General features: G+C 42.0%; 30 protein-coding genes. 24 read left to right on the top strand and 6 right to left on the bottom strand.

Annotation, left to right across the window (positions count from 1 at the left end):
- Nucleotides 1-18 precede the first annotated feature (18 nt).
- The 9 genes from rpmD (at nucleotide 19) to rplQ (ending at nucleotide 5,312) form a co-directional block, all read left to right on the top strand.
- A complete protein-coding gene (gene rpmD / locus QO189_RS10395; protein ID WP_057758718.1) occupies nucleotides 19-198 on the top strand; it encodes a 50S ribosomal protein L30 in 180 nt (59 codons plus the stop codon).
- A complete protein-coding gene (gene rplO, locus QO189_RS10390) occupies nucleotides 198-638 on the top strand; it encodes a 50S ribosomal protein L15 (RefSeq protein WP_057758719.1) in 441 nt (146 codons plus the stop codon). The genes rpmD and rplO overlap by 1 nt, the downstream gene beginning before the upstream one ends.
- A gap of 19 nt (nucleotides 639-657) precedes the next feature.
- A complete protein-coding gene (gene secY, locus QO189_RS10385; protein ID WP_178379273.1) occupies nucleotides 658-1,989 on the top strand; it encodes a preprotein translocase subunit SecY in 1,332 nt (443 codons plus the stop codon).
- Between the two features lie 30 nt (nucleotides 1,990-2,019).
- On the top strand, nucleotides 2,020-2,136 hold the full coding sequence (gene rpmJ / locus QO189_RS10380) for a 50S ribosomal protein L36 (protein ID WP_010196721.1): 117 nt from the start codon (nucleotides 2,020-2,022) through the stop codon (nucleotides 2,134-2,136).
- A 252-nt stretch (nucleotides 2,137-2,388) separates the two neighbouring features.
- Complete coding sequence (rpsM, locus tag QO189_RS10375; RefSeq protein ID WP_021813384.1) at nucleotides 2,389-2,745, top strand: 30S ribosomal protein S13; 357 nt, start codon at nucleotides 2,389-2,391, stop codon at nucleotides 2,743-2,745.
- A 20-nt stretch (nucleotides 2,746-2,765) separates the two neighbouring features.
- Nucleotides 2,766-3,155: a 30S ribosomal protein S11 gene (rpsK, locus tag QO189_RS10370; RefSeq protein WP_045454458.1), complete on the top strand. Its 390-nt coding sequence runs from the start codon at nucleotides 2,766-2,768 to the stop codon at nucleotides 3,153-3,155.
- A gap of 48 nt (nucleotides 3,156-3,203) precedes the next feature.
- Nucleotides 3,204-3,845, top strand: coding sequence for a 30S ribosomal protein S4 (rpsD, locus tag QO189_RS10365; RefSeq protein WP_058025563.1), 642 nt, complete (start codon nucleotides 3,204-3,206; stop codon nucleotides 3,843-3,845).
- Between the two features lie 80 nt (nucleotides 3,846-3,925).
- The gene (gene rpoA / locus QO189_RS10360; protein ID WP_201599219.1) at nucleotides 3,926-4,933 is read left to right on the top strand and encodes a DNA-directed RNA polymerase subunit alpha; all 1,008 of its coding nucleotides are present in this window, start codon (nucleotides 3,926-3,928) and stop codon (nucleotides 4,931-4,933) included.
- Nucleotides 4,934-4,952: 19 nt separating this feature from the next.
- On the top strand, nucleotides 4,953-5,312 hold the full coding sequence (gene rplQ / locus QO189_RS10355) for a 50S ribosomal protein L17 (protein ID WP_021813387.1): 360 nt from the start codon (nucleotides 4,953-4,955) through the stop codon (nucleotides 5,310-5,312).
- 91 nt (nucleotides 5,313-5,403) lie between these two features.
- On the opposite strand, the gene QO189_RS10350 is transcribed toward rplQ, so the two are convergent.
- Together QO189_RS10350 and QO189_RS10345 are read right to left on the bottom strand one after the other, a co-directional pair.
- Entirely contained in the window at nucleotides 5,404-6,024 is a 621-nt protein-coding gene (locus QO189_RS10350; protein WP_238038750.1) for an L-threonylcarbamoyladenylate synthase, read from the bottom strand.
- Between the two features lie 220 nt (nucleotides 6,025-6,244).
- Nucleotides 6,245-6,988: an elongation factor P hydroxylase gene (locus tag QO189_RS10345; RefSeq protein ID WP_371532671.1), complete on the bottom strand. Its 744-nt coding sequence runs from the start codon at nucleotides 6,986-6,988 to the stop codon at nucleotides 6,245-6,247.
- A 182-nt stretch (nucleotides 6,989-7,170) separates the two neighbouring features.
- Between QO189_RS10345 and QO189_RS10340 the strand changes: the two genes are divergently transcribed.
- The 6 genes from QO189_RS10340 to lysM all read left to right on the top strand — a co-directional run bounded on the left by QO189_RS10340 (nucleotide 7,171) and on the right by lysM (nucleotide 11,641).
- Nucleotides 7,171-7,764, top strand: coding sequence for a DUF177 domain-containing protein (locus tag QO189_RS10340; protein ID WP_371532670.1), 594 nt, complete (start codon nucleotides 7,171-7,173; stop codon nucleotides 7,762-7,764).
- Nucleotides 7,765-8,082: 318 nt separating this feature from the next.
- Complete coding sequence (gene rpmF, locus QO189_RS10335) at nucleotides 8,083-8,265, top strand: 50S ribosomal protein L32 (RefSeq protein ID WP_057758809.1); 183 nt, start codon at nucleotides 8,083-8,085, stop codon at nucleotides 8,263-8,265.
- A gap of 424 nt (nucleotides 8,266-8,689) precedes the next feature.
- Entirely contained in the window at nucleotides 8,690-9,658 is a 969-nt protein-coding gene (gene fabD / locus QO189_RS10330) for an ACP S-malonyltransferase (RefSeq protein ID WP_371532669.1), read from the top strand.
- Entirely contained in the window at nucleotides 9,655-10,383 is a 729-nt protein-coding gene (gene fabG, locus QO189_RS10325; protein ID WP_238038754.1) for a 3-oxoacyl-ACP reductase FabG, read from the top strand. The genes fabD and fabG overlap by 4 nt, the downstream gene beginning before the upstream one ends.
- A gap of 253 nt (nucleotides 10,384-10,636) precedes the next feature.
- On the top strand, nucleotides 10,637-10,873 hold the full coding sequence (gene acpP / locus QO189_RS10320) for an acyl carrier protein (protein ID WP_058025368.1): 237 nt from the start codon (nucleotides 10,637-10,639) through the stop codon (nucleotides 10,871-10,873).
- A 258-nt stretch (nucleotides 10,874-11,131) separates the two neighbouring features.
- On the top strand, nucleotides 11,132-11,641 hold the full coding sequence (gene lysM, locus QO189_RS10315; protein ID WP_201599224.1) for a peptidoglycan-binding protein LysM: 510 nt from the start codon (nucleotides 11,132-11,134) through the stop codon (nucleotides 11,639-11,641).
- Nucleotides 11,642-11,780: 139 nt separating this feature from the next.
- Here the strand turns inward: lysM and queG are convergent, their stop codons facing one another.
- The gene (queG, locus tag QO189_RS10310; RefSeq protein ID WP_371532668.1) at nucleotides 11,781-12,944 is read right to left on the bottom strand and encodes a tRNA epoxyqueuosine(34) reductase QueG; all 1,164 of its coding nucleotides are present in this window, start codon (nucleotides 12,942-12,944) and stop codon (nucleotides 11,781-11,783) included.
- Nucleotides 12,945-13,192: 248 nt separating this feature from the next.
- Between queG and QO189_RS10305 the strand changes: the two genes are divergently transcribed.
- Nucleotides 13,193-15,013, top strand: coding sequence for an NAD(P)H-hydrate dehydratase (locus tag QO189_RS10305; protein ID WP_371532667.1), 1,821 nt, complete (start codon nucleotides 13,193-13,195; stop codon nucleotides 15,011-15,013).
- An 18-nt stretch (nucleotides 15,014-15,031) separates the two neighbouring features.
- Here QO189_RS10305 and QO189_RS10300 read toward each other — a convergent pair whose 3' ends face one another.
- Nucleotides 15,032-15,529 (bottom strand): DUF4124 domain-containing protein, encoded by a 498-nt coding sequence (locus QO189_RS10300; protein WP_201599227.1) that lies wholly within the window; start codon nucleotides 15,527-15,529, stop codon nucleotides 15,032-15,034.
- A 973-nt stretch (nucleotides 15,530-16,502) separates the two neighbouring features.
- Here QO189_RS10300 and QO189_RS10295 point away from each other — a divergent pair.
- The 8 genes from QO189_RS10295 (at nucleotide 16,503) to QO189_RS10260 (ending at nucleotide 24,230) form a co-directional block, all read left to right on the top strand.
- Nucleotides 16,503-18,215, top strand: coding sequence for an acetolactate synthase 3 large subunit (locus QO189_RS10295; protein WP_238038788.1), 1,713 nt, complete (start codon nucleotides 16,503-16,505; stop codon nucleotides 18,213-18,215).
- A complete protein-coding gene (gene ilvN / locus QO189_RS10290) occupies nucleotides 18,215-18,712 on the top strand; it encodes an acetolactate synthase small subunit (protein WP_075106943.1) in 498 nt (165 codons plus the stop codon). The genes QO189_RS10295 and ilvN overlap by 1 nt, the downstream gene beginning before the upstream one ends.
- Before the next feature lie 150 nt (nucleotides 18,713-18,862).
- Nucleotides 18,863-19,879 carry a ketol-acid reductoisomerase gene (gene ilvC / locus QO189_RS10285; protein ID WP_238038758.1) on the top strand — a complete coding sequence of 339 codons (1,017 nt, stop codon included), beginning with the start codon at nucleotides 18,863-18,865 and terminating at the stop codon, nucleotides 19,877-19,879.
- 351 nt (nucleotides 19,880-20,230) lie between these two features.
- On the top strand, nucleotides 20,231-20,563 hold the full coding sequence (locus tag QO189_RS10280; protein WP_227517147.1) for a hypothetical protein: 333 nt from the start codon (nucleotides 20,231-20,233) through the stop codon (nucleotides 20,561-20,563).
- 369 nt (nucleotides 20,564-20,932) lie between these two features.
- Nucleotides 20,933-21,145 (top strand): cold-shock protein, encoded by a 213-nt coding sequence (locus tag QO189_RS10275; protein ID WP_057758834.1) that lies wholly within the window; start codon nucleotides 20,933-20,935, stop codon nucleotides 21,143-21,145.
- A 238-nt stretch (nucleotides 21,146-21,383) separates the two neighbouring features.
- Nucleotides 21,384-21,947 carry a DUF421 domain-containing protein gene (locus QO189_RS10270; RefSeq protein WP_371532666.1) on the top strand — a complete coding sequence of 188 codons (564 nt, stop codon included), beginning with the start codon at nucleotides 21,384-21,386 and terminating at the stop codon, nucleotides 21,945-21,947.
- Between the two features lie 456 nt (nucleotides 21,948-22,403).
- Complete coding sequence (locus QO189_RS10265; RefSeq protein WP_193011083.1) at nucleotides 22,404-23,153, top strand: electron transfer flavoprotein subunit beta/FixA family protein; 750 nt, start codon at nucleotides 22,404-22,406, stop codon at nucleotides 23,151-23,153.
- A 144-nt stretch (nucleotides 23,154-23,297) separates the two neighbouring features.
- Nucleotides 23,298-24,230, top strand: a complete 933-nt coding sequence (locus tag QO189_RS10260; protein WP_201549324.1) for an electron transfer flavoprotein subunit alpha/FixB family protein — start codon at nucleotides 23,298-23,300, stop codon at nucleotides 24,228-24,230.
- 208 nt (nucleotides 24,231-24,438) lie between these two features.
- Here QO189_RS10260 and QO189_RS10255 read toward each other — a convergent pair whose 3' ends face one another.
- Nucleotides 24,439-25,233: a TrmH family RNA methyltransferase gene (locus tag QO189_RS10255; RefSeq protein ID WP_371532665.1), complete on the bottom strand. Its 795-nt coding sequence runs from the start codon at nucleotides 25,231-25,233 to the stop codon at nucleotides 24,439-24,441.
- Between the two features lie 105 nt (nucleotides 25,234-25,338).
- Nucleotides 25,339-26,322, bottom strand: coding sequence for a class 1 fructose-bisphosphatase (locus QO189_RS10250; protein WP_371532664.1), 984 nt, complete (start codon nucleotides 26,320-26,322; stop codon nucleotides 25,339-25,341).
- Nucleotides 26,323-26,427 lie beyond the last annotated feature (105 nt).

Here is a 26,427-nt window from a genome sequence, read left to right as displayed (position 1 = left end):
TAGACTAGGTGAGTTACGATGAAAAAAATGAAAGTCACTCAATTTAAATCGGGTGCCCATCGCCTAAAGAGCCACAAAGCGAGCTTGAAAGGATTGGGTTTACGCCGCATTAATCACACTGTTGTAGTAGAAGATACTCCTTCAACACGTGGTATGGTTAATCGCGTTAACTACATGGTAAAAGTGGAGGAAGCGTAATGGGTCTTAGATTAAATGAATTATCACCAGGTGTTGGCGCAAAGAAAACTGCCCAACGTCGTGGTCGTGGTATCGGTTCAGGTCTTGGTAAGACTGGTGGTCGTGGTGTAAAAGGTCAGAAATCTCGTTCAGGTTCTAGCATTCGCTCAGGATTTGAAGGTGGTCAAATGCCTTTATATCGTCGTCTACCAAAATTTGGTTTTACCAGTAAACTGGCTATGAAGACTGCTGAAGTACGTCTTTCTGAACTGAATAAAATTGAAGGCGATGTAGTTAGCCTTGAAACACTTAAAGCTGCTAACCTTATCCGTCACGATATGAAACGTGCTCGTGTAATGCTATCAGGCGAAGTCACTAAAGCTTATACTTTCAAAGGTATCAAAGTGACTAAAGGTGCTAAGCAAGCAATCGAAGCTGCTGGTGGTAGCATCGAGGAGTAGTAACGTGTCAAAACAATCAATGTCATCGGCTGGTATACCGCTTAATCCATTCGCATTTATACGCAAGTATGATGAGCTATGGTCGCGTTTATTATTCTTAATCGGCGCATTGATTGTTTATCGTTTAGGGTCGCACATTCCAGTCCCGGGTATTAATCCGGTTAATCTGGCTGATCTGTTTTCGCGCAACGAAAATACCATCTTGAGCATGTTTAACATGTTCTCAGGTGGTGCGCTAGAGCGTATGTCTATTATGGCGCTTGGCATCATGCCATATATTTCAGCATCGATTATCGTACAGATGATGTCTGCGGTATTGCCATCGCTTGAAGCTCTCAAAAAAGAGGGTGAAGCAGGGCGACGCAAGCTGAACAAGTATACCCGTCAAGGAACGCTTGCTTTAGCACTAGTACAGTCATTAGGAATGTGTGCTGGCTTAATCAGCCAAAATCTTACCTTATCATCTGGTCTGACGTTCTATATTCCAGCCGTTACTTCATTGGTAGCGGGCGCAATGTTCTTGATGTGGCTTGGTGAGCAGATTACAGAACGCGGCGTAGGTAATGGTATATCAATGCTCATTTTTGCGAGTATTGTTGCTGGTACGCCAGGTATGATTTCGCAATCTATCGAACAGGTCAATCAAGGTCAGATGAACTTGATTGTACTATTTATTTTTGTATTGTTAGGCATCGCGGTCACTGCAGGTATCGTTTATATTGAACGTGCTCAGCGCCGTGTTCCTGTCAACTATGCACAGAAGCAACAGCAAGGTCGCAAAATCTATGCTCAGCAGCAGTCACATCTGCCGTTGAAGCTCAATATGGCAGGGGTTATCCCAGCTATTTTTGCCAGTTCTTTGTTGTTGTTTCCAGCGAGTTTAGGGCAGTGGGTTGGTCAATCAACTGATCCTACCTTCGTACAAAAAATACTACAAAATATGGCATTGGTACTGTCTCCTGGACAACCGCTGTATTTAGTACTGTTTGGCGCAATGATTATTTTCTTCTGTTATTTTTATACGGCATTGGTATTTAGCCCACGTGAAGTAGCAGAGAACCTTAAACGTAGTGGTGCGTATATCCCAGGTATCCGCCCCGGACAACAAACTCAGCGTTACCTCGATCATGTATTAAACCGACTGACCTTTATTGGCGCGATGTATATGACGGTTATTTGTTTAATGCCAATGGTCGTCCAGTCATCGTTTGGTGTACCGTTTCAACTTGGTGGTACGTCGCTACTGATTATGGTGGTTGTGGTAATGGATTTCATCTCGCAGATTCAAGCGCATTTGATGACCCATCAATATCATGATCAGACGTTAATTCAATCGCCCACTCAACCTTAATGAGCGGTACGATATTTCAAGGAGCATGCTATGAAAGTTCAAGCATCAGTTAAAAAGATTTGTGGTAGCTGTAAAGTTGTGCGCCGTAAAGGCCGTGTACATATTATCTGTACAGCAGAACCGCGCCACAAGCAACGTCAAGGTTAATATTTGATAGCGTAAGTTTTTTAACTTTTGTTACCAGATAAATTAATACTTGAAAAATAACGGCGGATGGGATATCATCCGCCACTTGCCGTGTTTATGCAGAATGTTTTATAATGTTTTCGATCAATAGGCTTTTAACTAAGTCAAAAGAACGACTATCGTTATAAAGAATCTAGTATTAACAGCAACAAATCTGAAGAATAATGCCTTATTGATAAATAACGCTTATTTTTCTTTAATGGAGAGAAATCAATGGCTCGTATTGCCGGCGTAAACATTCCGGATAATAAGCATGCTGTTATTTCACTAACTTACATCTTTGGTGTAGGTCGTACCACTGCTCAGAAAATCTTAGAAGCAGTTGGCATTGCCCCTACTACTAAAGTTAGTCAGTTAGATGATACACAGTTGGATGCTATCCGTGCACAAGTTGCAAATTACATGACTGAAGGTGACCTTCGTCGTGAAGTTTCAATGAATATTAAGCGTTTAGTTGATCTTGGTTGTTACCGTGGCATCCGCCATCGTCGTAACCTACCAGTTAGAGGTCAGAACACCAAGAACAACGCTCGTACTCGCAAGGGTCCGACACGTCCTCTCAAAAGATAATTAACTTAGGAAGCTAAAAGATGGCAAAAGACACTCGTAGTCGCAAAAAGGTGACTCGTCGTTCAGTATCGGAGGGCATCGCCCATATCCATGCGTCTTTTAATAACACCATTGTTACGATTACCGATCGTCAAGGTAATGCATTGGCTTGGGCCACTTCAGGTGGACAAGGCTTCCGTGGTTCACGTAAATCTACACCATTTGCAGCTCAGGTTGCAGCTGAAGTCGCTGGTAAAGCGGCTCAAGAATATGGTGTTAAGAATATCGACGTTTTGGTCAAAGGACCAGGACCGGGTCGTGAGTCTGCGGTAAGAGCACTAGGTGCATTGGGTTATAAAGTTAACAGCATCTCTGATGTAACCCCAATCCCACACAATGGTTGCCGTGCGCCGAAAAAGCGCCGCGTCTAATATTAAAGACGAAGCTTTTTATCCCAAAAGCTTATAGGAGACATAACAATGGCCCGTTATATTGGACCAAAACTTAAATTATCACGTCGTGAAGGCACTGACTTAGGTCTTAAGTCTGGCGTTAAACCATACGACGTAAAAACGAAAAAAGCTGGTCGTCCACCAGGTCAACACGGTGTAAGCCGTAACAAGACTTCAGAATATGCTCTACAGTTGCGTGAAAAGCAAAAAGTTAAGCGTATCTACGGTGTATTAGAGCGTCAGTTCGCTAATTACTATAAAGAAGCTGCTCGTAAGCGCGGTGCTACTGGTGAAAACTTGTTAGCTATGCTTGAGAGCCGTCTAGACAACGTGGTATATCGCATGGGCTTTGGCTCAACTCGCGCTGAAGCACGTCAGCTAGTCAGTCATCGTACTGTTATGGTAAAAAAAGCTGGTCGTGATGAGTTTGTTCGTGTAAACATTCCATCAATTCAGCTTCAAGATGGTGATGTCATCGCTATCCAAGAGAAGTCTCGCGAACAGCTACGTATCAAAAACGCTATCGAACTAGCGACACAACGTGGTATTCCAGAATGGCTTGATGTTGATCACAGCAAATTACAAGGCACGTTCAAAAAAGCGCCTGATCGTATTGATCTACCTGCTGAAATCAACGAAAGCTTGATCGTTGAGCTATACTCTAAGTAATAACGTCATGCTCAATGTTATGAAAATGGCATTGAGCAATTAACGTTAATTAAACCAGTTTAATAAATCGAGGTGACATCATGATGCTAAATGCAACTGAGTTTCTAACGCCGAACGCCATTAATGTGGATACGGTTAACGAAACGATTGCGAAAGTCACGCTCGAACCGTTAGAACGCGGCTTTGGGCATACCCTAGGTAATGCTCTGCGTCGCATCTTGTTATCTTCATTACCTGGTGCTGCAGTCATTGAAGCTGAGATTGATGGTGTTGACCATGAATACTCAACGCTTGAAGGACTACAAGAAGACGTACTTGACCTGCTTTTGAACCTAAAAGGCTTGGCAATTACACTTCATGACCAAAATGAAGTATTTTTGACCTTGGATAAACAAGGTCCAGGCACTATTACTGCTGCAGACATCGCGTTACCGCACAATGTTGACATCATCAATCCAGAATTGGTCTTGGGTACATTGAGCGACCGTGGTCATCTTAAGATGCGTTTGCGTGTAGTGATGGGTCGTGGATATGAGCCAGCAAACCAGCGCCGTGAAGATGGTGATACCAGAGCAATTGGACGCTTAAAGCTTGATGCAAGTTTTAGTCCAGTGCTTCGTGTTGCTTATCAGGTTGAGAACGCTCGCGTTGAGCAGCGTACTGATCTTGATCGTCTTATCGTTGAGCTTGAAACTAATGGCACTATAGATCCAGAAGAAGCAATTCGTAAAGCAGCAACTATTTTACAGCAACAGATTTCTATCTTTGTTGACCTAGAAGCTGAAGAAGCGCCTGAGCCTGTGAAAGAAAAAGAAGAGGTTGATCCGGTGCTATTACGCCCTGTGGACGATCTTGAACTAACGGTTCGCTCAGCCAACTGCTTGAAAGCTGAAAACATTTACTATATCGGTGATTTGGTACAGCGTTCAGAGACTGAACTTCTAAAAACCCCAAATCTTGGTAAGAAATCATTAACAGAAATCAAGGACGTATTAGCGTCTAAAGATTTAGAGCTCGGTATGCGCCTAGATAACTGGCCACCAGCTGATTTACGTGTTGATGATCGCTTTTCTTATCGTAGCCGTTAAACTTTAAGGATTTTTGACTATGCGCCATCGTAAGAGTGGAGTCAAGCTGGGTCGTACCGGCAGTCATCGTAAGGCAATGTTTCAGAACATGACCAACTCATTATTTGAGCATGAACTGATTAAAACAACTTTACCAAAAGCTAAAGAACTACGTCGCGTTGCCGAGCCATTGATCACTATGGCTAAAGAAGACAGCGTTGCTAACCGTCGTTTAGCATTCAGCCGTATGCGTAGCAAAGCTATGGTAGGCAAATTATTTGGCACGTTAGGTCCTCGTTACCAGACGCGTCCAGGTGGTTATTTGCGTATCGTAAAATGTGGTTACCGTGATGGTGACAACGCGCCAATGGCTTATGTAGAATTAGTTGATCGCGACTAGTTTTGCATCAAAGACATATTTTATAAAAAAAGCTCCAATTTAATTGGAGCTTTTTTTGTGCCTAAATTTCGTTAATTATATTGCTATCTGATCACAGTAGTAATGAGTCGACATCAGCAGCACCTTGCCTAATGACTTCAGGGCGGCTACTAGTCATATCTACAATGGTGGTGAGCTTGGTCGTTTTTATACCTGCGTTGATGAGTCCGTCGATTTGATTACCTAATAAGTCTTCAATCTCAAATGGATCGTCCAATATATCATCTCGATTGGGAAGAATTAGCGAGCTGGTCAGAATAGGTTCATCCATCGCTTCTAATAATGCCTGAGCAATTGGGTTACTAGGCACACGAATACCAATGGTTTTTTTCTTCGCATGCGCCAGTTTTTTGGGTACATCTTTTGTCGCATTGAGGATGAAAGTAATCGGGGCAGGGGTGTGGGCTTTAAGTTGCTTAAATTGTACGTTATCCACGGTTGCATAGTTGGCAATTTCGCTTAGGTCACGGCATAACAGTGTAAATTGATGCTTATCGTCAAGCTCACGAATTTGCTTGAGCTTAGTCAAAGCGTCTTTTGCACCTAGTCGACAACCGAAAGCATAACTGGTATCGGTTGGGTAAATGATTAATTGGTCTTTGCGCAGTAGGTCAGCGGCTTGCTCAATGAGACGTGGCTGCGGATTATCGGGATGAATATAGAAAACTTCCATAATGGTTCCTTATTTTATAATTATTGGTCTTTAATTGAGACAATTTTTTCATTAATTAGATGTAGTTCAATCATTGGACATATTTTAAAAATTAAGCAAATCTGTATTTTTAAAATGCTACTTCAGTTATCAGTATAGCTTAAAGCCAATATAAGTTTAGTGGCAAGGCGTTACTAACCGTAGAAAATCGTTAATAAGTAGGAACACTTAGTAATTTGAATTAAGCGTTGATTTCAGATGAAGGAGTACAAACGCTAAGCAAAGCAGTCAGTAAAGTCTTAGCGTCACGCGGCAGAGTATGAGGTTTGGCTATATAGCTTTCTACTTGCTGATAGACATCACTGGCAAAGGTGCTATTGCTCGTATCAAAGTTGGCAAACAAATTATCTTGTGAGACTTGGAAGTTTCGCCCACACGCCAGAGTAAACAGACACTCCAATGCTTGAGGTTTGATTTCTACACGCTCAAATGCTTGCTGCTGAGCCTCTGTCCGACCATCTGGGGCATACCAGTAGCCGAAGTCAGGTAATTGTCTACGAGCGTCACCAGCCACGCACCAATGACTGATTTCATGTAAAGCACTGGCAAAAAATCCATGAGCGAATTCAATTCTGGCAGGCTCATTGTCTTGAGCAGGGAAATACTCTGGCTCACCCTCACTACGAACCAATATCACTTGCTGGTTAGTAAATAAAGTATTAAATAGTTTGATGAGCCAATCGGTAGCTAATCGTTCGCTATCAACTATTGATTCTGTTGAGTAAGTATCGTCAGATTGAGTATTAGACAACCTTTGCCACTGATTTCTCCATTCGTTTAAATGCTCATCTTCATCGAGGCACAGTCTATTATTAGGAGCATTTTCAGTATGACGATTTAGTTGAGTAAGATGTTGCATCAACGAACTTGCTGTAGCAGGAGAAAGCAAATCAGAAAAATTAATTTTATTATCAGGTAGATTCATAGAGAAGACATGGGCTTAATAGATATTAAAGGCAAAAAATTTTAGGTAAAAAATTAAGTAGTAAAAAAGCTTGAACATATTTGCTATCAAAAAATCTTAACATACTAGCGCTAGCAGAATATGGCACTTTCCGTTAGTATGGCAGGCAATATTATACACCGTTTTTATGAATGAGGCCGCGCATGTCAAGCACTCCAGAAACTAAACCGTCAGCACCTTACGCTGACAATAAAAAAGCGCCTGTATCTACTAGCATGCCTGAGCACATTTCTTTGGACAAGTGGGCAGACACGGGTTTTGAGTGGTCAGGCGAAGTCGATCCAAACTCTTTTGAACGTCTTGCCACGACATTGAGTACCGAGCATGATCAGTCAAATACTCAGCTAAATGCTGAACTCTATCGTCGTAATAATGTTTTGCATTTGGCATTTACGTTGACAGGTGATGTTTGGCTAACGTGTCAACGCTGTTTACAACCAATCGCGATAGACTTATCTGATGATTACAACATTGCACTACTCGAAAATGACAGCCAAGTGCGTCTGGTTAATGACGAGCAAGATTATTTGTTACTTGATGAAATCGTCACTGAGCAGTCTCCTGAGCGTCTATTACCATTTAAAAAACTTGTAGAAGATGAGATATTGCTCAAAACACCAATGGCGCCAAAGCATGATGATTGTGAGATGTCAGTTGAGCAGTTTGGCGAGATACCAGAAGAAGAAGAGAATGAAAATCCATTCGCTGCTTTAGCTTCCTTAAAAGGCAAGCTATAAGAGCCAAATTTATTTATTTAATGTATTTGAGAAGCCTTTTATCTGCTTTGTACAGAAGAGTGCAAGGCAGGGCTTTATTAATCTAATAAACATGCGTATAATGTCCGGTTTATTGCATTCGAGCAACCTGTTGCGTGCTGATAGAAGCTGACTAGGTAAATTTTTCATAAATTTCAGACATAGTTAGCGCTTTATGTAAGTAACAATCTATTTAACTAATGATGCTTCAGACTTAGGTTGTTGTGATTATATAGCCTCTGTCAGTATCGACTAAAGCTGAATTTCAAGCTTATCCCTTTTAAGTATAGGAGCTATATCATGGCTGTTCAAAAAAGTCGTAAAAGCCGTTCTCGTCGTGACATGCGCCGTTCACATCACCGTATGGAAATTGCTGAACTAAGCGTAGATGCTACTACTGGTGAAAAACATCGTCGTCATCACATGACTAAAGATGGTTTCTACCGTGGTCGTCAGCTATTCAAAGTTAGTCAAGATGCCTAAGACATTGGCCCTATGATAGCTAGGTAAAGTAGTAACAGTACTGGTGACTGTTGTTATATTTGTCTAGCTTTCATTAGTCAATAAGCTTTGAGCTAAAAAAAGCCAAGTTATTTCGCTATCATATATTATGTGGCTGGATAACTTGGCTTTTTGTTATTTATGACTAAACTCATTGCTTAGATGACTTTTTATTTTTAGCAGATAGAAAAGCGTACTCATATCGTTAGTGCTTTTGATTGGTATCGTGTTTTCCTATCGTTGTTTGGTCTGCATCCGCTATGATAATAGTGTGTGTCAGTGTATAGTTTACTGACAATCCGTTTTCTTATACAAATAATTGAACTAACGGCTTTGTATCACATCTAATAATATAATACACCCCATTGTTTTAGGGATATTTCTAATCAGATAAGGAATATTGGTTATGGCTTCTGTACCCGATATGGTAAAAAAGCAACCCGCTCGTATCGCGGTCATTTTTCCTGGACAAGGATCTCAAGCAGTCGCGATGACGAGTGAGCTTGCTGAAATCTATCCAGAGATACGCGATACATTTACCGAAGCGAGTGAGGCGCTTGGTGAGGATTTGTGGGCAATCTGTCAGGATGAAGAAAAACTCAATCAAACTCAATATACTCAGCCAGCGCTACTGACAGCTAGCATTGCCATTTGGCGTGTCTTAAAACAAAAAATAGAAGAGACGCCTTGCTATTTAGCCGGTCACTCTCTAGGCGAGTACAGTGCCCTGTGTGCTGCCAATGTGATATCGCTTGGTGATGCCGTCACCCTAGTGCATAAGCGCGGTCAGTTGATGCAAGAGGCTGTTGTAGGTGTCGATACTGCTATGGCTGCCGTGTTGGGATTAGAGGACAACCGAGTCGAAAATCTGTGTGAGCAAGCAACAGAGCATGTTGAGGGTGCTATTGTTGGCGCGGCTAACTTCAATAGCCCAGGACAGGTAGTGATCTCAGGTAACGCTGCTGGCGTTAATGCTGTAATCGACAAAGTGAAAAATACGGGCAAAAAATCTGTGCCCCTAAAAGTGAGTGTGCCATCTCATTGTGCACTAATGGAGCCTGCAAGTAATGCCTTAGCTGAGATATTAGCAGGTATTCAATTTGATCAAGCGACCATTCCTGTGATTCAAAATCGCTATGCGCGCGTTGAAACTAGTGCAGTCGGCATCAAGCAAGCATTGACTGAACAGCTGAGCGAGCCTGTATTATGGTCAAAAACCATGCAAGAGCTGGCCGATAAGCAAATTAACATATTAATCGAATGTGGCAGCGGTAATGTGCTTAGTAACTTGGCTAAGCGTCAAGCACAGCCAATTACAAGCTATCCTACTGACAAGCCTGCTCGTCTAGAGAAATTATTAGAGGTGTTATCATGAGTCGTACGATTACATTAGTGACTGGCGCTAGCCGTGGTATTGGAAAGGCCGTTGCTAAACGCTTTGCTAAAGAAGGACATTTTGTCATTGGAACAGCAACCACTGAAAAAGGTGCTGAATTGATTAATGACTATCTTCATGATACTGGTGGTATCGGTCGCGTCTTAGATGTACGTGATACTGCTCAAATTGATAAATTGTTTGAAGAAATCGAAAGCGTCTATGGTGCGGTACAAGTATTGGTCAACAATGCAGGTATCACTCAAGACGGTCTACTAATGCGTATGAAAGACGATGACTGGTCAAATGTCATCGATACGAACTTGACCTCAGTTTATCGCATGAGTAAACGCGCAGTACGCGGGATGATGAAAGCACGCCGTGGTCGTATTATTAATATCACCTCTGTTGTTGCTCAAATGGGTAATGCAGGTCAATCTAACTATGCCGCAACTAAAGCTGGTGTAGAAGGGTTCAGCCGTACGCTTGCACGTGAAATCGGCTCACGCCAAGTGACTATCAATTGCGTGGCACCAGGTTTGATCGAGACTGATATGACAGATGAGCTCGACGAGCGCCTATTAAACTCTATGCTAGATGCCGTTCCTATCAGCCGTCTTGGTCAACCAGAAGACATCGCAGCAGCAGTACATTTCTTAGCCAGTGATGAGGCCAGCTATATCACCGGCGCGGTTATTCCGGTTAATGGTGGCATGTATATGTAGGCGTTACATAGTTATAATAAAAAACTGTGTGAACGAGTGTAAACTATAATAAAGGGTGTTATAATAACGAATACTTTTGATTCAAAGCCCTGTATTATAGCAGGGCTTTATTAGACAGACTGTGTAACAAGTCATAGAGTACTCAGACAGCATTGCTAGTCTGGCAAACACATTTTATATACCATGCTACAGAGCTTAAATGAGGCGCTATAGCAGTTTATTAAAAATAATAGATGATAACGGAGTGATCTATATGAGTAATGATATCGAGCTAAGAGTAAAATCAGCAGTAGCAGAGCAACTAGGCATGAACATTGAAGACATCAACAACGATGCTTCATTCATGGAAGATCTAGGTGCAGATTCACTTGACCTAGTCGAATTGGTTATGTCTTTTGAAAGTGATTTTGGTATCACTATCCCTGACGAAGACTCTGCAGAATTGACTACTGTTCAAAAAGCAATTGACTACGTACAAGCCCAGCTATAATTTGCTACTCGTTTAGCAATTTTTATAATGCCGCTTATCTTAATAGATAGGCGGTTTTTTTATGAGCGTGATTTAACTTATCGGTTGCATTAACATAAGCTACGTCAATTAACATTACTCAACATACTCTTACTATTCACGTTTGGTTCCTTTGTCTATACTCATCATGGTAAACAGTACAAAGCACGGTGATGTTAAACAGTACACCACCGAAAACAAATATGAATAATAAATAATAATATTTCAAGGAGCAGTTATATGGGTATGTTCAGTTTTGCAAAAGATATCGGTGATAAAATCTTTAATCGTGATGATGAAAAGCATGACGCTAAGACAGAAACCAAGGCAGACGCCAATACACCGGTGAAGAGCAGTGAGCCTTCAGCTCAATCAGTTGCTAACATTTTGCTACGTCGTATTCAGCAACAGAACCTAAATATCAGTAATTTAAAAATTAAATATAACGGTTCTACAGATACGGCAGAAATTAGTGGTAATGCCAAGACTCAAGCTGATCGTGAAAAAGCGATTATTGCTATTGGTAATGTACAAAACGTTGCTAAGGTCATCGACAATATTGATATCGAAGAAGATGCACCTGAGTCAACGATGTATACGGTAAAATCTGGCGATAGCTTATCTAAGATTGCTAAAGACGTTTATGGTGAGTCTGGTGATTACATGAAAATATTTGAAGCCAACAAGCCAATGTTATCTGACCCAGATAAAATATATCCAGGTCAAGTATTACGCATTCCTAAGCCGTAATAAACTGACGATACAAGCAATAAATAATCGGTACAAAAACCGATGATAAAAAAGCCTCTTTTATAAGAGGCTTTTTTTATTATTTAAAACAATATAGCAATAGATATGAAGTTTCAATAGTGGCCAATACTTGAGATATTTAGAATTGGATACTGTCCTTCAGCTTTTTTTGTTGCTCATTCAATGCCCATTCGATATGCTCGTCGAGCATAGCACTATGTATGGTGAGCTTAGACTTTAACTGCTCAACCACTTCCAAACTGGCATTGGCATTGCCAAGACCAATCGCGATATTACGTAAAAAATTTATATAGCCTGTGCGTCTGAGCGGGCTTCCTTGTGTATTTTTCAAAAAGTCCGCTTCTTGCCATTGCCATAATTCAAGCAAACTGCTGTTATCGAGACCATGCCTCGGTGCGAAGTCCTCAACGGTAGTCAGATTGGCATAACGATTCCACGGACAGATCAGCTGACAGTCATCACAGCCAAAGACTCGATTGCCAATCGCGCGTCGATACTTGGTGTCAATAATACCATCGTGCTCAATCGTCAAATAAGAGATACAGGCAGAGGCATTGAGCTCATAAGGCGCTACAATCGCTTGAGTAGGGCATACATCAATACAAGCACTGCAACTGCCACAATGCTCTTTAACAGGCTGGTCATCGGGCAGCTCTAAGCTTAAAAACAGCTCACCTAACACAAAAAACGAGCCAGCTTGTTTGTTGATTAATAACGTATGTTTACCTGTCCAGCCCAGACCAGCAGCATCTGCAATAGGGCGCTCAAAGATAGGCGCAGAATCACTAAAGGGTCTAAAAACAAACTCTTTATCTGAGCCAATATCGAGATGCTGCCATTCAGGAAGCATGGCCTCGATATTCAGCGCCAATTGCTTTAAACGGCTGCGCATTGTCTTATGATAATCACGACCTCTTGCATAACGCGCAATGATGCCTTGATTGGGATGGTCATTATCTGTGACAGCACGTGGCGTCGGGGCTTGGGTGAGGTAATCCATACGTACACTGATAATAGTCTTTGCGCCATCTACCAATTGCTCAGGATGAGCGCGCAGATGATGGTTGTTGTGCATGAACTGCAATTGACCCTCATAGCCTTTATCTAGCCACTTCTGTAGTTGTTCGATTTGCTTAGCAAACAGTGGATGATGGACGGATAGAAACCCACAATCAGCAAATCCTAACGTTTGCGCTTGAGTTTTGATCCATTGTTTAACATCTGCTGTCGTTGCAAAGACTATTGAGTTACTAACGGCAATCTTGTTTTTATTGGTAGGCATATAGATAGAGGCTTATTGGCTGTCTGCTTGTTTGAGTTGATCAGATTATTCATATCTCACAATCAGTGATCATATGAATACCGTTTATGATAAGCCAGTGAGCTATAAGCGCAAGTAGAAAAGAAAATAAACTCACATTCATATTGATACATAAGTAGGCATAAGCTTTTGCTAAGCTGATACCAAAGGTTAGCAACCAGACTTTCAACACCATAAAAATATCAGAAAAACATAGCCGAGGATAATAAATGAAAAACTGGACCAATTTATCAACGATAAAAAATACAAAACCCGTTGCGCTTTATAATAGTGAGCAGCTCTATGCCATGGAGCAAGCGTGGTTTGCTCGAGGATATGATAGCTTTGGCTTAATGCAGCAAGCAGCTTGGCAAATGGCACAGCAGATAGAGCTGCTTCATGAACAAAAATGTCTCAATGCTAATCATTCTGATAATACCAACGTTTATCATCGTACGGAGCGTTTGCGCCGAGTAAGTGTCTGGGTAGGTAAGGGTAATAATGGCGGGGACGGTTGGCTCATTGCTCACTATCTGCAACAAGTTGGCTGGCAAGTAGAGGTCATTGCCGTTGGTTTTGATAAAAACGATTTCGTTATTGATGATCAATCATTTACTTCTAACAGCAAAGACAGCGACAGTAGCAATATGACTGATGCAACAAAGGCTCTTCAAATAGCGCTATCTGCCAACTGTCATTATCAACGTTTTGAAGAGATTCATAGCAGTCATAATGATTCAGAAAAAATGGCTTTATCAGCTGATATTTATATTGATGCACTGTTTGGGATTGGGCTAAATCGTGCCCCAGAAGGTATTTATAAAGAGGCTATTAGTACTTTCAATCGTACTACTCAGCAACAAAACGCACTAGCGGTCGCCGTCGATATTCCAAGTGGATTGGTGGCTTCTACTGGTGAGGTATTCGATCGTATAGCAGTACAAGCTGATGTCACCTTATGCCTGATTGCACGCAAATTCGGTTTGCATACCAAAGATGGTACGGATTATAGCGGAGACATAATCGATATACCGTTAATACCTTATCAAACAGCTAGACCTCACAAAATATCTGATAAAAATGCCAATCAAAATACTATTGAAGCATTTGAACCTGTTGCCACGCTACTGAAGGCTGCACATAGTGTGCAGGCGCGCCGCCAAAACAGTTACAAAGGTAGCTACGGTCATGCGCTAATCATCGGTGGAAATCGCGTTGATGGCTCTCAAGGGATGGGCGGTGCTGCGATACTGTCTGCCTCAAGCACCATGGCAACTGGCGCTGGTAAAATAACCGTTGCCTGTCATGAGGCTTTTCATGGTGCATTATTAACGTCACTGCCAGATGCGATGACAATTAATTTGCATGACGTAGATGGGGTAAAGGTACTCATCAAGCAAGCCAGTGTTGTCGCTATTGGCATGGGATTGGGCCGTGATGAAAAAGCAAAGGCGCTGTTTATCGACTACATACAGACTGCGATAGCCTATGAAAAATCAATAGTGATCGATGCAGACGGTCTTTATCATTTGGCATCGCTGCAAATGGACAACCATGAACTGGTAACAGAGCTCCGCGAACATAGCATCAATCATCGAGTTTGCTTGACACCGCACAGTGGTGAGGCGGCTAGATTGCTCGATCAAAAAATAAGCGAGGTAGAAAGTGATAGATTGCAAGCCATAAAGCAATGCGCTGCTGTTTATGGTGGTGACTGGGTATTAAAGGGAGCAGGGTCGCTAGTTTTGGAGCAAAAATCAGGAAGAGCGCGAGTATATGTCTGTGATGCGGGTAATGCTGGTATGGCAACCGCTGGCATGGGTGATGTTTTATCTGGAGTAACTGCTGGATTATTAGCACAACAAGACTTAGCAGCAGAGTCGCGCAGTTTATCTCAGGCAGTACTTATTCATGGGTTTGCAGGGGACACACTTGTTAGTCAAGGTAGGGAATATCGTAGTGACAATAAGCTATTGATTGGACAACGAGGGCTGCAAGCTCAAGATATGCCAGCAGCCATTCGTCATGTTATGCAATTGATGATTGAATAGTCATCATTAGTATAAAGACTAGGTTGTAGCGCTGCCACAGTATTGGTCGATTGCCTGCTGTACACGCTCACGTTTTAGCTCAATCTCACGGCCATCTAAGTACTGACGCTTGCCATTTGCATCCATCTCATAGATACGGCCGCCAACATTTAAGTTGGTTAGGTTGTTACGCAATGATTGACAGCGCTGGGCATTGGCTTGCGCTTCTTGTTCTTTGATACGTGCTTCGAGCGCTGCTACACGCTGCTCTTCTGCCGTTTGAGTATTGTTGCTTTGGCTGGCATCTGTTTTACCTGCCATTTCTCCGGCGTTGTTTTGTCTACCGTCACTACGAAATTCAATTAATTCAATATTTTTACCATTTTGCGGTGCGTGCTGGCTATATTTAACTTCGCCATGTGCGCCAATGGATTTGTAAACTTGAATAGCCTGACTGGCATTCATGGACAGCATTAGCATACACGCAGTACTTGTTAGCAGTTTGGTAGCGGTAGCTATTTTAGACGCATATGCCATAGCAGCAATCCTCTTGTTTTATAAAAGTAAATTTGTATAAGGGTAAATATAGCATTTGAGCACTTTATTGGCAGCACTAATGTATCGACTTCCGATTTTAGCAAATAATTCTTATCAATGTATATTATTTAATAACTAATAGTTTGGGATAGGCTTTAGAAGTTTTTCTTGACAATAACAGACAAACAATCGAATATAATAGACGTTGATTGGTCAGTGAGCGGCTTTTACGATATTGCCGTGGCACTTGAGAATGAGAACTACGGGTTACTTATCGGTAGCTTACGCAGTTTTATTTCCTTTGTGATAATGATATAGCAGATATAGTAGCAGAACGATTACTATTGATAGCTAATCATCGTCTCCGGACTTATCTGTCTACAATGACTAAGATAAACTTATTATTTGACATGTGCTAAATGTGATTCTAGCAGTTGTATGAAACACGATATAATATCAGTTATGAGATTTCCTTAAAGCCTTGTCATCAGTTCTACTGAGCTTGTGACACCGTATTTGGCTATAAAAGTCATTTCATCTATATCGATGCATCTGTATCAATGAATTTATTATCCGTACTTGCTTGCATGAATACTCAATAATAAGCTTCTTTATAGGTGCGTCCGCATCTTGTCACTGTATATCGATAAACATCCATCACAAAACTGACCTTAAATACATTGCTGTGTTTGAGTAATTTGCTGTCTTAAAAAACAACATTACTTAAATATGATAGGCAAATATTCTTGATATGGACAAGGATTAGCGATCATTTTATGAGCTTGGAAGTAATACCTATATGGGGTTATCTCTTGTCATAGAATACTGCAAATCCTCGCCGCAAAAAAAGGTGATGACAGTGACGCAAACCACGCAAAGTCCGAATATGACGGGACATACCCAAACGGGTAATGCCGCCAAAAATTTTGAAGAAAAGCAACAACGTCTTGCAGAAGGCAGCTCACAGCCTGTGATGCTATCGGGCGCTGAAATGCTGGTACAAGCGCTGACAGACGAAGGTGTCAAATATATCTTTGGTTATCCAGGCGGTGCCGTGCTGCACATTTATGATGCGCTATTTCAGCAAGAAGCCATTGAGCACATCTTAGTGCGCCACGAGCAGGCTGCTGGTCATATGGCAGATGCTTATTCACGAGTCACTGGTGAGACGGGTGTGGTGCTCGCAACCTCAGGACCTGGTGCGACCAATACGGTGACCGCTATTGCGACAGCTTTTATGGATTCAGTACCGATGGTCGTGATTTCAGGTCAGGTGCCAAGTAGCCTAATCGGGGAAGACGCTTTCCAAGAAACGGATATGGTTGGTGTATCACGTCCGATCGTTAAGCATAGTTTCCAAGTGCGCCATGCTAGCGAAATTCCGATGATTGTCAAAAAAGCCTTTTATATTGCACAGTCTGGACGCCCGGGCCCTGTTGTCATTGACGTGCCAAAAGACATGACTGCTCCTAGTGAAAAGTTTGCCTATGAGTATCCAGAAGAGGTATTTATACGCTCTTACCAGCCTTCACTCAAAGGTCATAGTGGTCAGATCAAAAAGGCAGTCGAGACACTACTATCTGCCCAGCGTCCTGTCGTATATGCAGGCGGTGGCGTTATTTGGAGTAATGCCCACGAAGAGCTAACCGACCTTGCTCATCGTCTGAACTTGCCAGTGACCAATACATTGATGGGTCTTGGTACGTTCCCAGGCTCTGATCGTCAGTTCCTAGGTATGCTTGGCATGCATGGTACTTATGAAGCCAACATGAGCATGCATCACGCTGATGTTATCTTGGCAGTTGGTGCGCGTTTCGATGACCGTGTGACCAATAACGTCAAGAAATTCTGTCCGAATGCGACGATTATTCATATCGACATCGATCCTGCTTCGATCTCAAAAACCATTCTTGCGCATATTCCTATCGTTGGCGATGTAAAATCTGTCTTAACCGATATGCTAGAGATCGTTGGAGAAGATAAGCAATTAGAGCAACACGCATTGCTCGATTGGTGGTCACAGATCAACGAATGGCGTAAGCGTCATGGTCTGCGTTATGACACCAGTACAGATAATGGTATTAAGCCACAAAGCGCTGTACAAGCCCTGTGCAAGGTCACGGATGGCAATGCGATTATTACCAGTGACGTCGGTCAGCATCAGATGTTTGCAGCCCTTTACTACACTTATAATGAGCCTCGCCAATGGCTGAACTCAGGTGGCCTAGGTACGATGGGCGTTGGCTTGCCGTATGCCATGGCAGCAAAGCTTGCCAATCCTGAGCGTGATGTGGTGTGTATCACAGGTGAAGGCTCTATTCAGATGAATATCCAAGAGCTGTCAACTTGCTTACAATACAACTTGCCAGTCAAGATCCTGAACTTGAATAATGCACAGCTAGGTATGGTCAAGCAGTGGCAGGACATGCTGTATGAAGGTCGCCATGCTCAGTCTTATATGAACTCTTTACCAGACTTTGTCAAATTGGCTGAAAGTTATGGTCACGTCGGTATCAAGATTACTGACCCAGCGACCATGGAAGCACAGTTGGCTGAAGCCATGGCAATGAAAGATAAACTGGTATTTATCGATGTTTATGTCGATCGTAATGAGCATGTATATCCGATGCAAATCGCTGGACAGGCAATGCGTGATATGTGGTTAACAAAAGGGGAGCGTACCTAATGCAACAACAACATCTGATTTCGGTATTGATGGAAAACGAAGCGGGTTCGTTGTCGCGTCTAGTCGGCTTGTTCTCACAGCGTGGCTACAATATCGAAACGTTAAACGTCGCGCCTACTGATGACCCAAGTATTTCACGTTTGACGTTGACGACCATTACTTCACCAGAAAGAATCGAACAAATCACCAAACAATTGCATAAATTGATTGAAGTGGTTAAAGTGCATAATCTGACAGAGAATGTACACGTTGAGCGTGAATTGATGCTGATCAAAGTACGAGCCACTGGCAGCGTACGTGAAGAGGTGAAACGCAGCGCAGATATTTTCCGCGCACAGATTGTCGATGTGAATGCCAACTTATATACGATTCAAATCGTTGGTGATAAAGCAAAACTTGATGGCTTTATTGACGTACTTGGACGTGAGCGTATTATGGAAGTGGTTCGCTCGGGTGTGATTGGTATTGCTCGCGGCGAAAAAACACTTAGCACCTAGTATTTATTACGACCTATTTTAATCAAGCTATATTTTAATTAAAAACTATTTATCTAAATCAACAAAGCGCTTATCTTAGTCACTATCTTGATTACAGTATAAGCGCCTACTATCCATGGTACGCCATGATTGAGGACAAGGACTCTATTTATGAACGTTTTTTATGACAAAGATTGTGATCTATCAATTATCCAAGGTAAAAAAGTTGCCATTATCGGTTATGGTTCACAAGGCCATGCGCACGCGCTTAACCTACAAGACTCAGACGTTGATGTAACGGTTGGTCTACGTGCCAACTCAGGCTCATGGAAAAAAGCTGAAAATGCGGGCCTAAAAGTTGCTGAAGTAGAAGAAGCTGTAAAAGCTGCTGACGTAATCATGATTTTGACGCCTGATGAATTCCAAAAAGAGCTTTATAACGACGTCATCGAGCCAAACATCAAAGAAGGCGCGACATTGGCTTTCGCTCATGGGTTTGCGATCCATTACAACCAAGTGGTACCACGTGGCGATCTTGATGTGATCATGGTTGCGCCAAAAGCACCAGGTCATACCGTACGTTCAGAGTTTACTAAAGGCGGTGGTATCCCTGATCTTATCGCAATCTACCAAGACGCTTCAGGTCAAGCCAAACAGTTAGCACTATCATACGCTGCTGGTGTTGGTGGTGGTCGTTCAGGCATCATCGAAACCACATTTAAAGATGAGACTGAAACTGACTTGTTCGGTGAGCAAGCGGTTCTTTGTGGCGGTGCAGTAGAGCTAGTCAAAATGGGCTTTGAGACGCTAACAGAAGCAGGCTATGCTCCAGAAATGGCTTACTTTGAGTGTCTACATGAGCTCAAGCTAATCGTTGATTTGATGTATGAAGGCGGTATCGCTGACATGAACTATTCAATCAGTAACAACGCTGAGTACGGCGAATATGTCACTGGTCCTGAAGTCATCAATGAGCAGTCACGTGAAGCCATGCGTAACGCGCTAAAACGCATCCAGTCTGGTGAATACGCGAAAATGTTCATCTCTGAAGGCGCAACCAACTACCCATCAATGACTGCGCGTCGTCGTAACAATGCCGAGCATCAAATTGAGACTACTGGTGCCAAATTGCGTGGCATGATGCCTTGGATCGGCGGTAACAAAATCATCGATAAAGACAAAAACTAATTCGATACTACTTAAATAGAGTATTTGATAGTTTGTGAAGTAACCCGTGTTATCACCTGATAGCGCGGGTTTTTTATATCTTACTTTTGACATATGATTGCATCGTTATATGTGTTGGTTGAAAACCAGTAAAAACTGCCCAATATAGGCAGGCATCTTCACATTAGCCAGTGGGCTTTTATTGTGCTTGCTTATCTTTGAATCATCAGAGTAGATGAGTCCTCATTCATATTTTCTATAGATTACAGGTTGTATGTTGTGCAAATATCTTATCCAGACTGGCTAACGCCGCAATTCGTGTATATTACTCTTAGCGCTGTAGTAGCAGTTTTAATTTGGATAGAAGGGGAAATGCTTAAGAAAACCGATGGTAAACTGCCCAAATCTAAGTTTTTCCAAATCAGCTCAATCTTAGATACCATCTGGTTCTTTATCTCTGTGGTTGTCCTATATGTGATTGATTTGGCACCGCTCGCGATTGCTGTACCTGCCGCATATGGCATTTATACGACCTTTGGTTGGGTCTACGGTACGCGACTATTAAAGCGCAAAGGCATCCCTGATTCTCCTAAAGACTTGGTTATACCGGCCAAATATATTGCTTATAGTCAGTCGTTTTCGTTGATATTTTTTGGGCTATGTTTGCTTGTATTAAGTTCACCATGGTTACCGATATTGCAATAGGCAATGACTGAGTTTTTGGCCTATAACGGTCTTTTTTGTCGTATTCAACGATGCTTCCATAATTACAGCCTAATATTTAGATATTAAAAATTTATTTAATATCAATATGATAATGGCAAAAATGCTAGCTATTTTAATAGGTTCTGATAGCTAGAATTTATTTACAAAAATCATCAATTTAGACTGTTACCTGTATAGAAAACTGTTATAATCAGATTGTACTCAAAGTATTTGAGGTAAAAAATTCAGGTTTTCTCTTAGATTATTTGAAATTTTGAACCGTAGCGTTCAGCAAAAGATGCATGGGTATATATCAATTAATCGGTGATGACACAAGTCTCGCCAACAGTTAAAGAGTCAGGAAAATTTATGTCAGATAAAGTTGAAGGCACTGTAAAGTGGTTTAATGAAGCTAAAGGTTTTGGTTTTATCGCTCAAGACAATGGCGGACAAGACGTATTCGCTCACTACAGCGCTATCCAAGGTAACGGTTTCAAAACGCTAGCCGAAGGCCAAAAAGTGTCTTTCATCTTAGGTGATGGCAAAAAAGGCCCACAAGCTGAGCAAATCGAAGCTATCTAATCTCATTTACTATTAAGTTAACTGACTTTCAGTAAGCTTAATAGCAATAAGATTATCAATATGCATTGATTACTTTGTTTGTTAAAACAATAAAAATACTGTATCGACTTTAAAAAAAAGCAACCTCTCATCAGGTTGCTTTTTTTATATCATTTTGTCTGAAGTAGCGTTTGATTGATTTTCTTTATAATCATCAGTTCATAATAGGTACTGACTCAATAATAAATAAGGTTCTATTATGAAATGGGAAACTTGGTTTTCAATTGATTGGCAACAAGCACTAGGTATTTCTTTATCTGCGGTGGGCTTCTATATTGGTTTGATGCTCTGTACCCGATTGATGGGTCTACGTAGTTTCTCCAAGCTGTCAAGCCATGATTTTGCAATGACGGTCGGCATTGGTAGTATATTGGCGTCGACTGTGCTGGCTGACAAGCCGTCTCTGTTGCAAGGATTGTTTGCAGTTGCCATGTTGTTTTTGATTCAAGGCGTCATTTCAGTCATCAGACGCAAAGTAAAGCCACTAAAAGCGCTGATAGATAATCGGGCTATTATACTCATGGCGCATGGTGAGTATTTTGCAGATAATTTGAAAGAAGCAAACTTAAGTACTAGTGACGTCCAGGAAGTGCTGCGCAAAAATGGTATCAAAGCCAAGACAGAGATATTTGCCGTCATTATGGAAACGACAGGCAATATGAGTGTCATCAAAAATAATGGCGTGACCCCTGACTGGGCATTGTTCGATGACATACGTGATAGTGAGTTGTTAATGAGCTCTGGCAAAAATAGCAACATATAGCTGTTGGATTCTTCGCGACTACTATCAGTTGAACCTTAGGAAATAAATAATAACAAAATATTAAATAAACATACCATTGAGAGTGCTATAAAGGGGAGGGCTCTCAAGGCTATTGTCAAAGGAAAATCACCAGATCACGTGCTTATAAACTATTTATTATAGAATAGTGACAAATTTATGACGCATTATTCACGGCGTTGTCTTGACCTTATCTGCAGGCTGACGCAAGATACATAGGTCTGATAATAACGGTTGGCTTAGCTTTAGCAGATTTTATCCGTAAGAAGTGCAATGCTAATATAATTTCGAATATTGGCGTATTTTTCTTAATTAGTTATACATCTGTTGATATAGTAATAACCTTGAGTAGTATTTTGAACGACGATTTGAACCACAACGAAAATTTGGTTCTTAACTGATATTTTTTAATTCATAACATTAATAAACGAGGAACGTATGAAAGCATTAGTAGCGGTCAAGCGTGTCATTGATTATAACGTAAAAGTTCGTGTAAAAGCCGATAACTCTGGCGTTGATCTATCAAACACCAAAATGTCGATTAACCCTTTTGATGAAATCGCAGTAGAAGAAGCCGTTCGTCTAAAAGAAGCTGGCGTCATTGATGAAATCATCGTCGCGTCTATCGGTCCAAAAGAGTCGCAAGAGCAAATTCGTGCAGCCCTAGCATTGGGTGCTGATCGTGGCGTTTTAGTCGTGAGTGACGAAAAACCGTATCCATTACAAGTTGCCAAGATTCTAAAAAGTATCGCTGAAACAGAAAGCACTGATATTATCTTGTTGGGTAAACAAGCGATTGATGATGACAACAACCAAACTGGTCAAATGCTAGCAGCATTGATGGGTATCGGTCAGGGTACGTTTGCCTCAGAAGTTAAGGTTGAAGGCGACAAAGTCAACGTAACGCGTGAAATTGATGGCGGCCTACAAACGGTTGCTCTTGATTTGCCAGCGGTTATCACGACTGATCTACGTTTGAATGAGCCACGTTATGCGAAACTGCCTAACATCATGAAAGCGAAGAAAAAGCCGCTTGATGAAAAAACGCCAGCGGATTTCGGTGTTGATATGACGTCTAAGCAAGAAATTATTAAAGTCGTGCCACCTGCTGAACGCAAAGCTGGTATTACAGTAGGGTCAGTTGATGAGTTGGTTGATAAGCTAAGAAACGAAGCAAAAGTCATTTAATAATTTGACGCTTCGTTATGGCACATTCTGTACAAAGCTATCCATTTGACTGATTTGTTTCATATTGAATAACAGTCGCTCAAATAGCTTTGTACACAAACAACCGCATGAATAGATAATACGAATAAATAAAGGATTAAAACCATGGCAATTTTGGTATATGCAGAACACGACAATGCCAGTCTAAAAAAGGCAACTTTGAACACCATCGCTGCTGCTAAGCAAATCGGTGGCGACATCCATGTATTAGTAGCGGGTAGTGGTGCTCAAGCAGTCGCTGATGAAGCAGCAAAAGCAGAAGGCGTGACGAAAGTACTGTTAGCTGACAATGCAGCCTATGAGCATCAATTGGCAGGCAATGTGGCACTACTGGTTGCTGATGTCGCTGGTGATTACAGCCATATCCTAGCAGCTGCGACCACGACTGGTAAAAACTTTATGCCACGCGTTGCAGCGTTACTTGACGTCAGCATGCTGTCAGAAATCTCAGGTGTGGTAGATGCGCAAACGTTTGAGCGTCCTATCTATGCTGGTAATGCAACGGCAACCGTAAAAACGACCGAAGACAAAGTGGTACTAACCGTACGTACGACTGCGTTTGACCCAGTAGCAAGCGAAGGTGGTTCAGCGACTGTTGAAACTATCGATAACGTACAAGAAACTGGCAAAGCTAGTTTTGTGAACGAAGAAATGGCTAAATCTGATCGTCCAGAATTGACCTCAGCTGGTATCGTGGTTTCTGGTGGTCGTGCATTGGCAAATGGTGAAAACTTCACTAAATACATTGAGCCATTGGCTGACAAACTAGGCGCAGCTGTTGGTGCGTCACGTGCGGCTGTTGATGCAGGATATGTACCAAACGATATGCAGGTCGGTCAAACGGGTAAAATCGTTGCACCGCAGCTATATATCGCAGCTGGCATCTCAGGCGCGATTCAGCATTTGGCTGGTATGAAAGATTCTAAAGTCATCGTTGCTATCAACAATGACCCAGAAGCACCTATCGCTAGCGTTGCTGATTACTTCTTAGAAGCTGATTTGTTCGAAGCACTACCTGAGCTAACTAGCAAGGTTTAATGTATAGTCACAGAACTACTAAACGGCTACGGCGTTACCCTCCTTAGATGTACTACTTGTACAATCTGCAGTCGGCTGCCTTGTATCCGTTTTAGACTTCTTTGACTATATTAGTAGTAGACAGATAATAAAAAAAACCCACTATCAATTGGTAGTGGGTTTTTTTATGCTTGATAGATTGGGTTTTGATAGTAGTTATAAATGGAGGCTAAGAGTACTGTCTCTGACGCAAGGTTTCGTACAGACATAAAGACCCTGCAATAGCGACATTTAAGCTCTCTTGCCCGTTTGGCTGCGGTAAGGCTATCGGCGTGGCACATTGCATCAGCTCGTCACAAACACCTTGACCTTCATGACCCATAATCCAAGCGACAGGCGCAGATAAGTCGTGATCGTAAATGATAGTATCTGTGTGTGAGCTGGTCGCGAGGAGCGGCACTTGTACGTGATCTAAAATATCTTGCGTACTCAAGCCCTCATAAATAGTCAGCGCAAACTGTGCACCCATACCTGCTCGTAGCGTCTTGGGAGACCAAGCCTGCGCGGTAGCACTGGTACATAGAATATTGCGAATACCAACCGCTGCTGCTGTACGTAGTAGTGTACCAACGTTCCCACTATCCTGCACATCATTCAGGATTAAGCAGTCTTCATCGATCATTGATAGGCTAGGCGTTGGTACTTTGATTATCGCCATGATATCGATGCCCGTACCCAAGCTACGAATACTCTCATAAAGTGAGTCTGACAAAGTAAGAATAGGCGTATAAGTGGGCAGGCGAGTTAATACCTGTTGAACTTCAGAGTGGCTATGCGCCGATTCAGATAATAGTATTTGGGCAAACGGATAGTCACTACGCAGGGCTGCGTCGATAAGATGAACTCCTTCTATGACGGTTTGACCGTTCTTTTTACGCTGGCGTGCTTGGGACAACAGTGCTTTTACAAGCTTCACGGTTGTGTTCTTATCTGAGGTAATCAGCTCGGTGGGATTTAATACCATAGTGGATCGCTTAGAGAAGAGTAAAGGGGTTGTTTAGATAACCAGCAAAATACCTATTATTAATTTAGTATTCCGCTGGCTGTTCTTAACAGGCGTGCAAATCAATTATTTTTCAGAATAATTGACGTGCAAATCTTTAACATAATTGACTTCGTTTTTGCTACCGAGCACCACAGGTACCCGCTGATGAATGTCAGTGGGTTCGATATCTAAGATACGATTGACAGCGTCTGTTGCGCCGCCACCCGCGCGTTCAATCAATAAGCTCATTGGGTTGGCTTCATACATCAAGCGTAGTTTACCTGCTTTATGAGCGTATTTAGTATCAAACGGATAAGTGAACAGACCACCTCGGCATAAGATACGATGGACGTCACCAACCATAGCAGCGACCCAGCGCGTATTGAAATCGCGTCCACGTACGCCTGTCTCGCCAGCGATTAACTCATCGATATACTGTTGTATCGGTGCGCGCCAGTAGCGATAATTTGAGCTATTGATTGCATACTCGCTCGTATCGGCAGCGATTTGTACGTTGTCTTCTATTAGCACATAGTCTTCAGTCTCAGGGTCTAGGCTAAACATCACGACTTTGTCTGCGATGGTCAACGCCAGTACCGTAGAGGTGCCATATAACAAATACCCTGCTGCTAACTGCTTGTTACCTGCTTGTAGATAGTCGCTGTTTTCACTGGTCTGACCTTGACGCTCGTACGGCAGAACAGAAAAAATCGTACCTACTGCCATATTGATATCAATATTTGATGAGCCATCTAGTGGGTCAAACAAAACCAATAGACTGCCATCGTCATTAGCAGGAGTCGCGTCATCGAGCTCTTCTGAAGCGACACCAGCGCAATGGATATTTTTTGCTAAGGCATCTAGTAATAAATCGTTCGCCAACACATCCAATTTTTTCTGATCTTCGCCTTGGACGTTTTGATTACCAGCTTCGCCTAAAATATCTGCCAGAGCACCTTTTCTAAGTAATTGTGAGATGGTTTTACCAACATTAGTAACCGTGGTAATCACGTCGTTGAGTGCAGGGCTAGTGGCATGTTGGTTTAGATAATCTGCTAAGGTCGTCATAAAGCTTCCTAATAAAGGGTATGGAAAGTAAAAAATGGATGGTCTCAGAGTAAGGCCATAGGCGGCATTCGGCACACCTTAAATGGGTAAATTCTTAAATAGCTC

This window comes from Psychrobacter sp. Arc29, from assembly GCF_041431175.1.
Lineage (GTDB): Bacteria > Pseudomonadota > Gammaproteobacteria > Pseudomonadales > Moraxellaceae > Psychrobacter.
The sequence above is the reverse complement of the archived record's forward strand: the minus strand, read 5'-3'. Positions and strand labels throughout refer to the sequence as shown.

What these genes read in the sequence shown, in the direction of transcription:
- rpsD (WP_058025563.1), top strand. Translation starts at nt 3,204, where the DNA reads ATGGCCCGTTATATTGGACCAAAACTTAAATTATCACGTCGTGAAGGC.
- QO189_RS10275 (WP_057758834.1), top strand. Translation starts at nt 20,933, where the DNA reads ATGTCAGATAAAGTTGAAGGCACTGTAAAGTGGTTTAATGAAGCTAAA.
- QO189_RS10350 (WP_238038750.1), bottom strand. Translation starts at nt 6,024, where the DNA reads ATGGAAGTTTTCTATATTCATCCCGATAATCCGCAGCCACGTCTCATT.
- ilvN (WP_075106943.1), top strand. Translation starts at nt 18,215, where the DNA reads ATGCAACAACAACATCTGATTTCGGTATTGATGGAAAACGAAGCGGGT.
- QO189_RS10305 (WP_371532667.1), top strand. Translation starts at nt 13,193, where the DNA reads ATGAAAAACTGGACCAATTTATCAACGATAAAAAATACAAAACCCGTT.
- acpP (WP_058025368.1), top strand. Translation starts at nt 10,637, where the DNA reads ATGAGTAATGATATCGAGCTAAGAGTAAAATCAGCAGTAGCAGAGCAA.
- rpmJ (WP_010196721.1), top strand. Translation starts at nt 2,020, where the DNA reads ATGAAAGTTCAAGCATCAGTTAAAAAGATTTGTGGTAGCTGTAAAGTT.
- lysM (WP_201599224.1), top strand. Translation starts at nt 11,132, where the DNA reads ATGGGTATGTTCAGTTTTGCAAAAGATATCGGTGATAAAATCTTTAAT.
- fabD (WP_371532669.1), top strand. Translation starts at nt 8,690, where the DNA reads ATGGCTTCTGTACCCGATATGGTAAAAAAGCAACCCGCTCGTATCGCG.
- fabG (WP_238038754.1), top strand. Translation starts at nt 9,655, where the DNA reads ATGAGTCGTACGATTACATTAGTGACTGGCGCTAGCCGTGGTATTGGA.
- QO189_RS10255 (WP_371532665.1), bottom strand. Translation starts at nt 25,233, where the DNA reads ATGGTATTAAATCCCACCGAGCTGATTACCTCAGATAAGAACACAACC.
- rpsM (WP_021813384.1), top strand. Translation starts at nt 2,389, where the DNA reads ATGGCTCGTATTGCCGGCGTAAACATTCCGGATAATAAGCATGCTGTT.
- rpmF (WP_057758809.1), top strand. Translation starts at nt 8,083, where the DNA reads ATGGCTGTTCAAAAAAGTCGTAAAAGCCGTTCTCGTCGTGACATGCGC.
- QO189_RS10265 (WP_193011083.1), top strand. Translation starts at nt 22,404, where the DNA reads ATGAAAGCATTAGTAGCGGTCAAGCGTGTCATTGATTATAACGTAAAA.
- QO189_RS10250 (WP_371532664.1), bottom strand. Translation starts at nt 26,322, where the DNA reads ATGACGACCTTAGCAGATTATCTAAACCAACATGCCACTAGCCCTGCA.
- rpsK (WP_045454458.1), top strand. Translation starts at nt 2,766, where the DNA reads ATGGCAAAAGACACTCGTAGTCGCAAAAAGGTGACTCGTCGTTCAGTA.
- rplQ (WP_021813387.1), top strand. Translation starts at nt 4,953, where the DNA reads ATGCGCCATCGTAAGAGTGGAGTCAAGCTGGGTCGTACCGGCAGTCAT.
- rpoA (WP_201599219.1), top strand. Translation starts at nt 3,926, where the DNA reads ATGATGCTAAATGCAACTGAGTTTCTAACGCCGAACGCCATTAATGTG.
- QO189_RS10280 (WP_227517147.1), top strand. Translation starts at nt 20,231, where the DNA reads ATGCTTAAGAAAACCGATGGTAAACTGCCCAAATCTAAGTTTTTCCAA.
- secY (WP_178379273.1), top strand. Translation starts at nt 658, where the DNA reads ATGTCATCGGCTGGTATACCGCTTAATCCATTCGCATTTATACGCAAG.
- QO189_RS10300 (WP_201599227.1), bottom strand. Translation starts at nt 15,529, where the DNA reads ATGGCATATGCGTCTAAAATAGCTACCGCTACCAAACTGCTAACAAGT.
- ilvC (WP_238038758.1), top strand. Translation starts at nt 18,863, where the DNA reads ATGAACGTTTTTTATGACAAAGATTGTGATCTATCAATTATCCAAGGT.
- rplO (WP_057758719.1), top strand. Translation starts at nt 198, where the DNA reads ATGGGTCTTAGATTAAATGAATTATCACCAGGTGTTGGCGCAAAGAAA.
- QO189_RS10295 (WP_238038788.1), top strand. Translation starts at nt 16,503, where the DNA reads ATGCTATCGGGCGCTGAAATGCTGGTACAAGCGCTGACAGACGAAGGT.
- rpmD (WP_057758718.1), top strand. Translation starts at nt 19, where the DNA reads ATGAAAAAAATGAAAGTCACTCAATTTAAATCGGGTGCCCATCGCCTA.
- queG (WP_371532668.1), bottom strand. Translation starts at nt 12,944, where the DNA reads ATGCCTACCAATAAAAACAAGATTGCCGTTAGTAACTCAATAGTCTTT.
- QO189_RS10260 (WP_201549324.1), top strand. Translation starts at nt 23,298, where the DNA reads ATGGCAATTTTGGTATATGCAGAACACGACAATGCCAGTCTAAAAAAG.
- QO189_RS10340 (WP_371532670.1), top strand. Translation starts at nt 7,171, where the DNA reads ATGTCAAGCACTCCAGAAACTAAACCGTCAGCACCTTACGCTGACAAT.
- QO189_RS10270 (WP_371532666.1), top strand. Translation starts at nt 21,384, where the DNA reads ATGAAATGGGAAACTTGGTTTTCAATTGATTGGCAACAAGCACTAGGT.
- QO189_RS10345 (WP_371532671.1), bottom strand. Translation starts at nt 6,988, where the DNA reads ATGAATCTACCTGATAATAAAATTAATTTTTCTGATTTGCTTTCTCCT.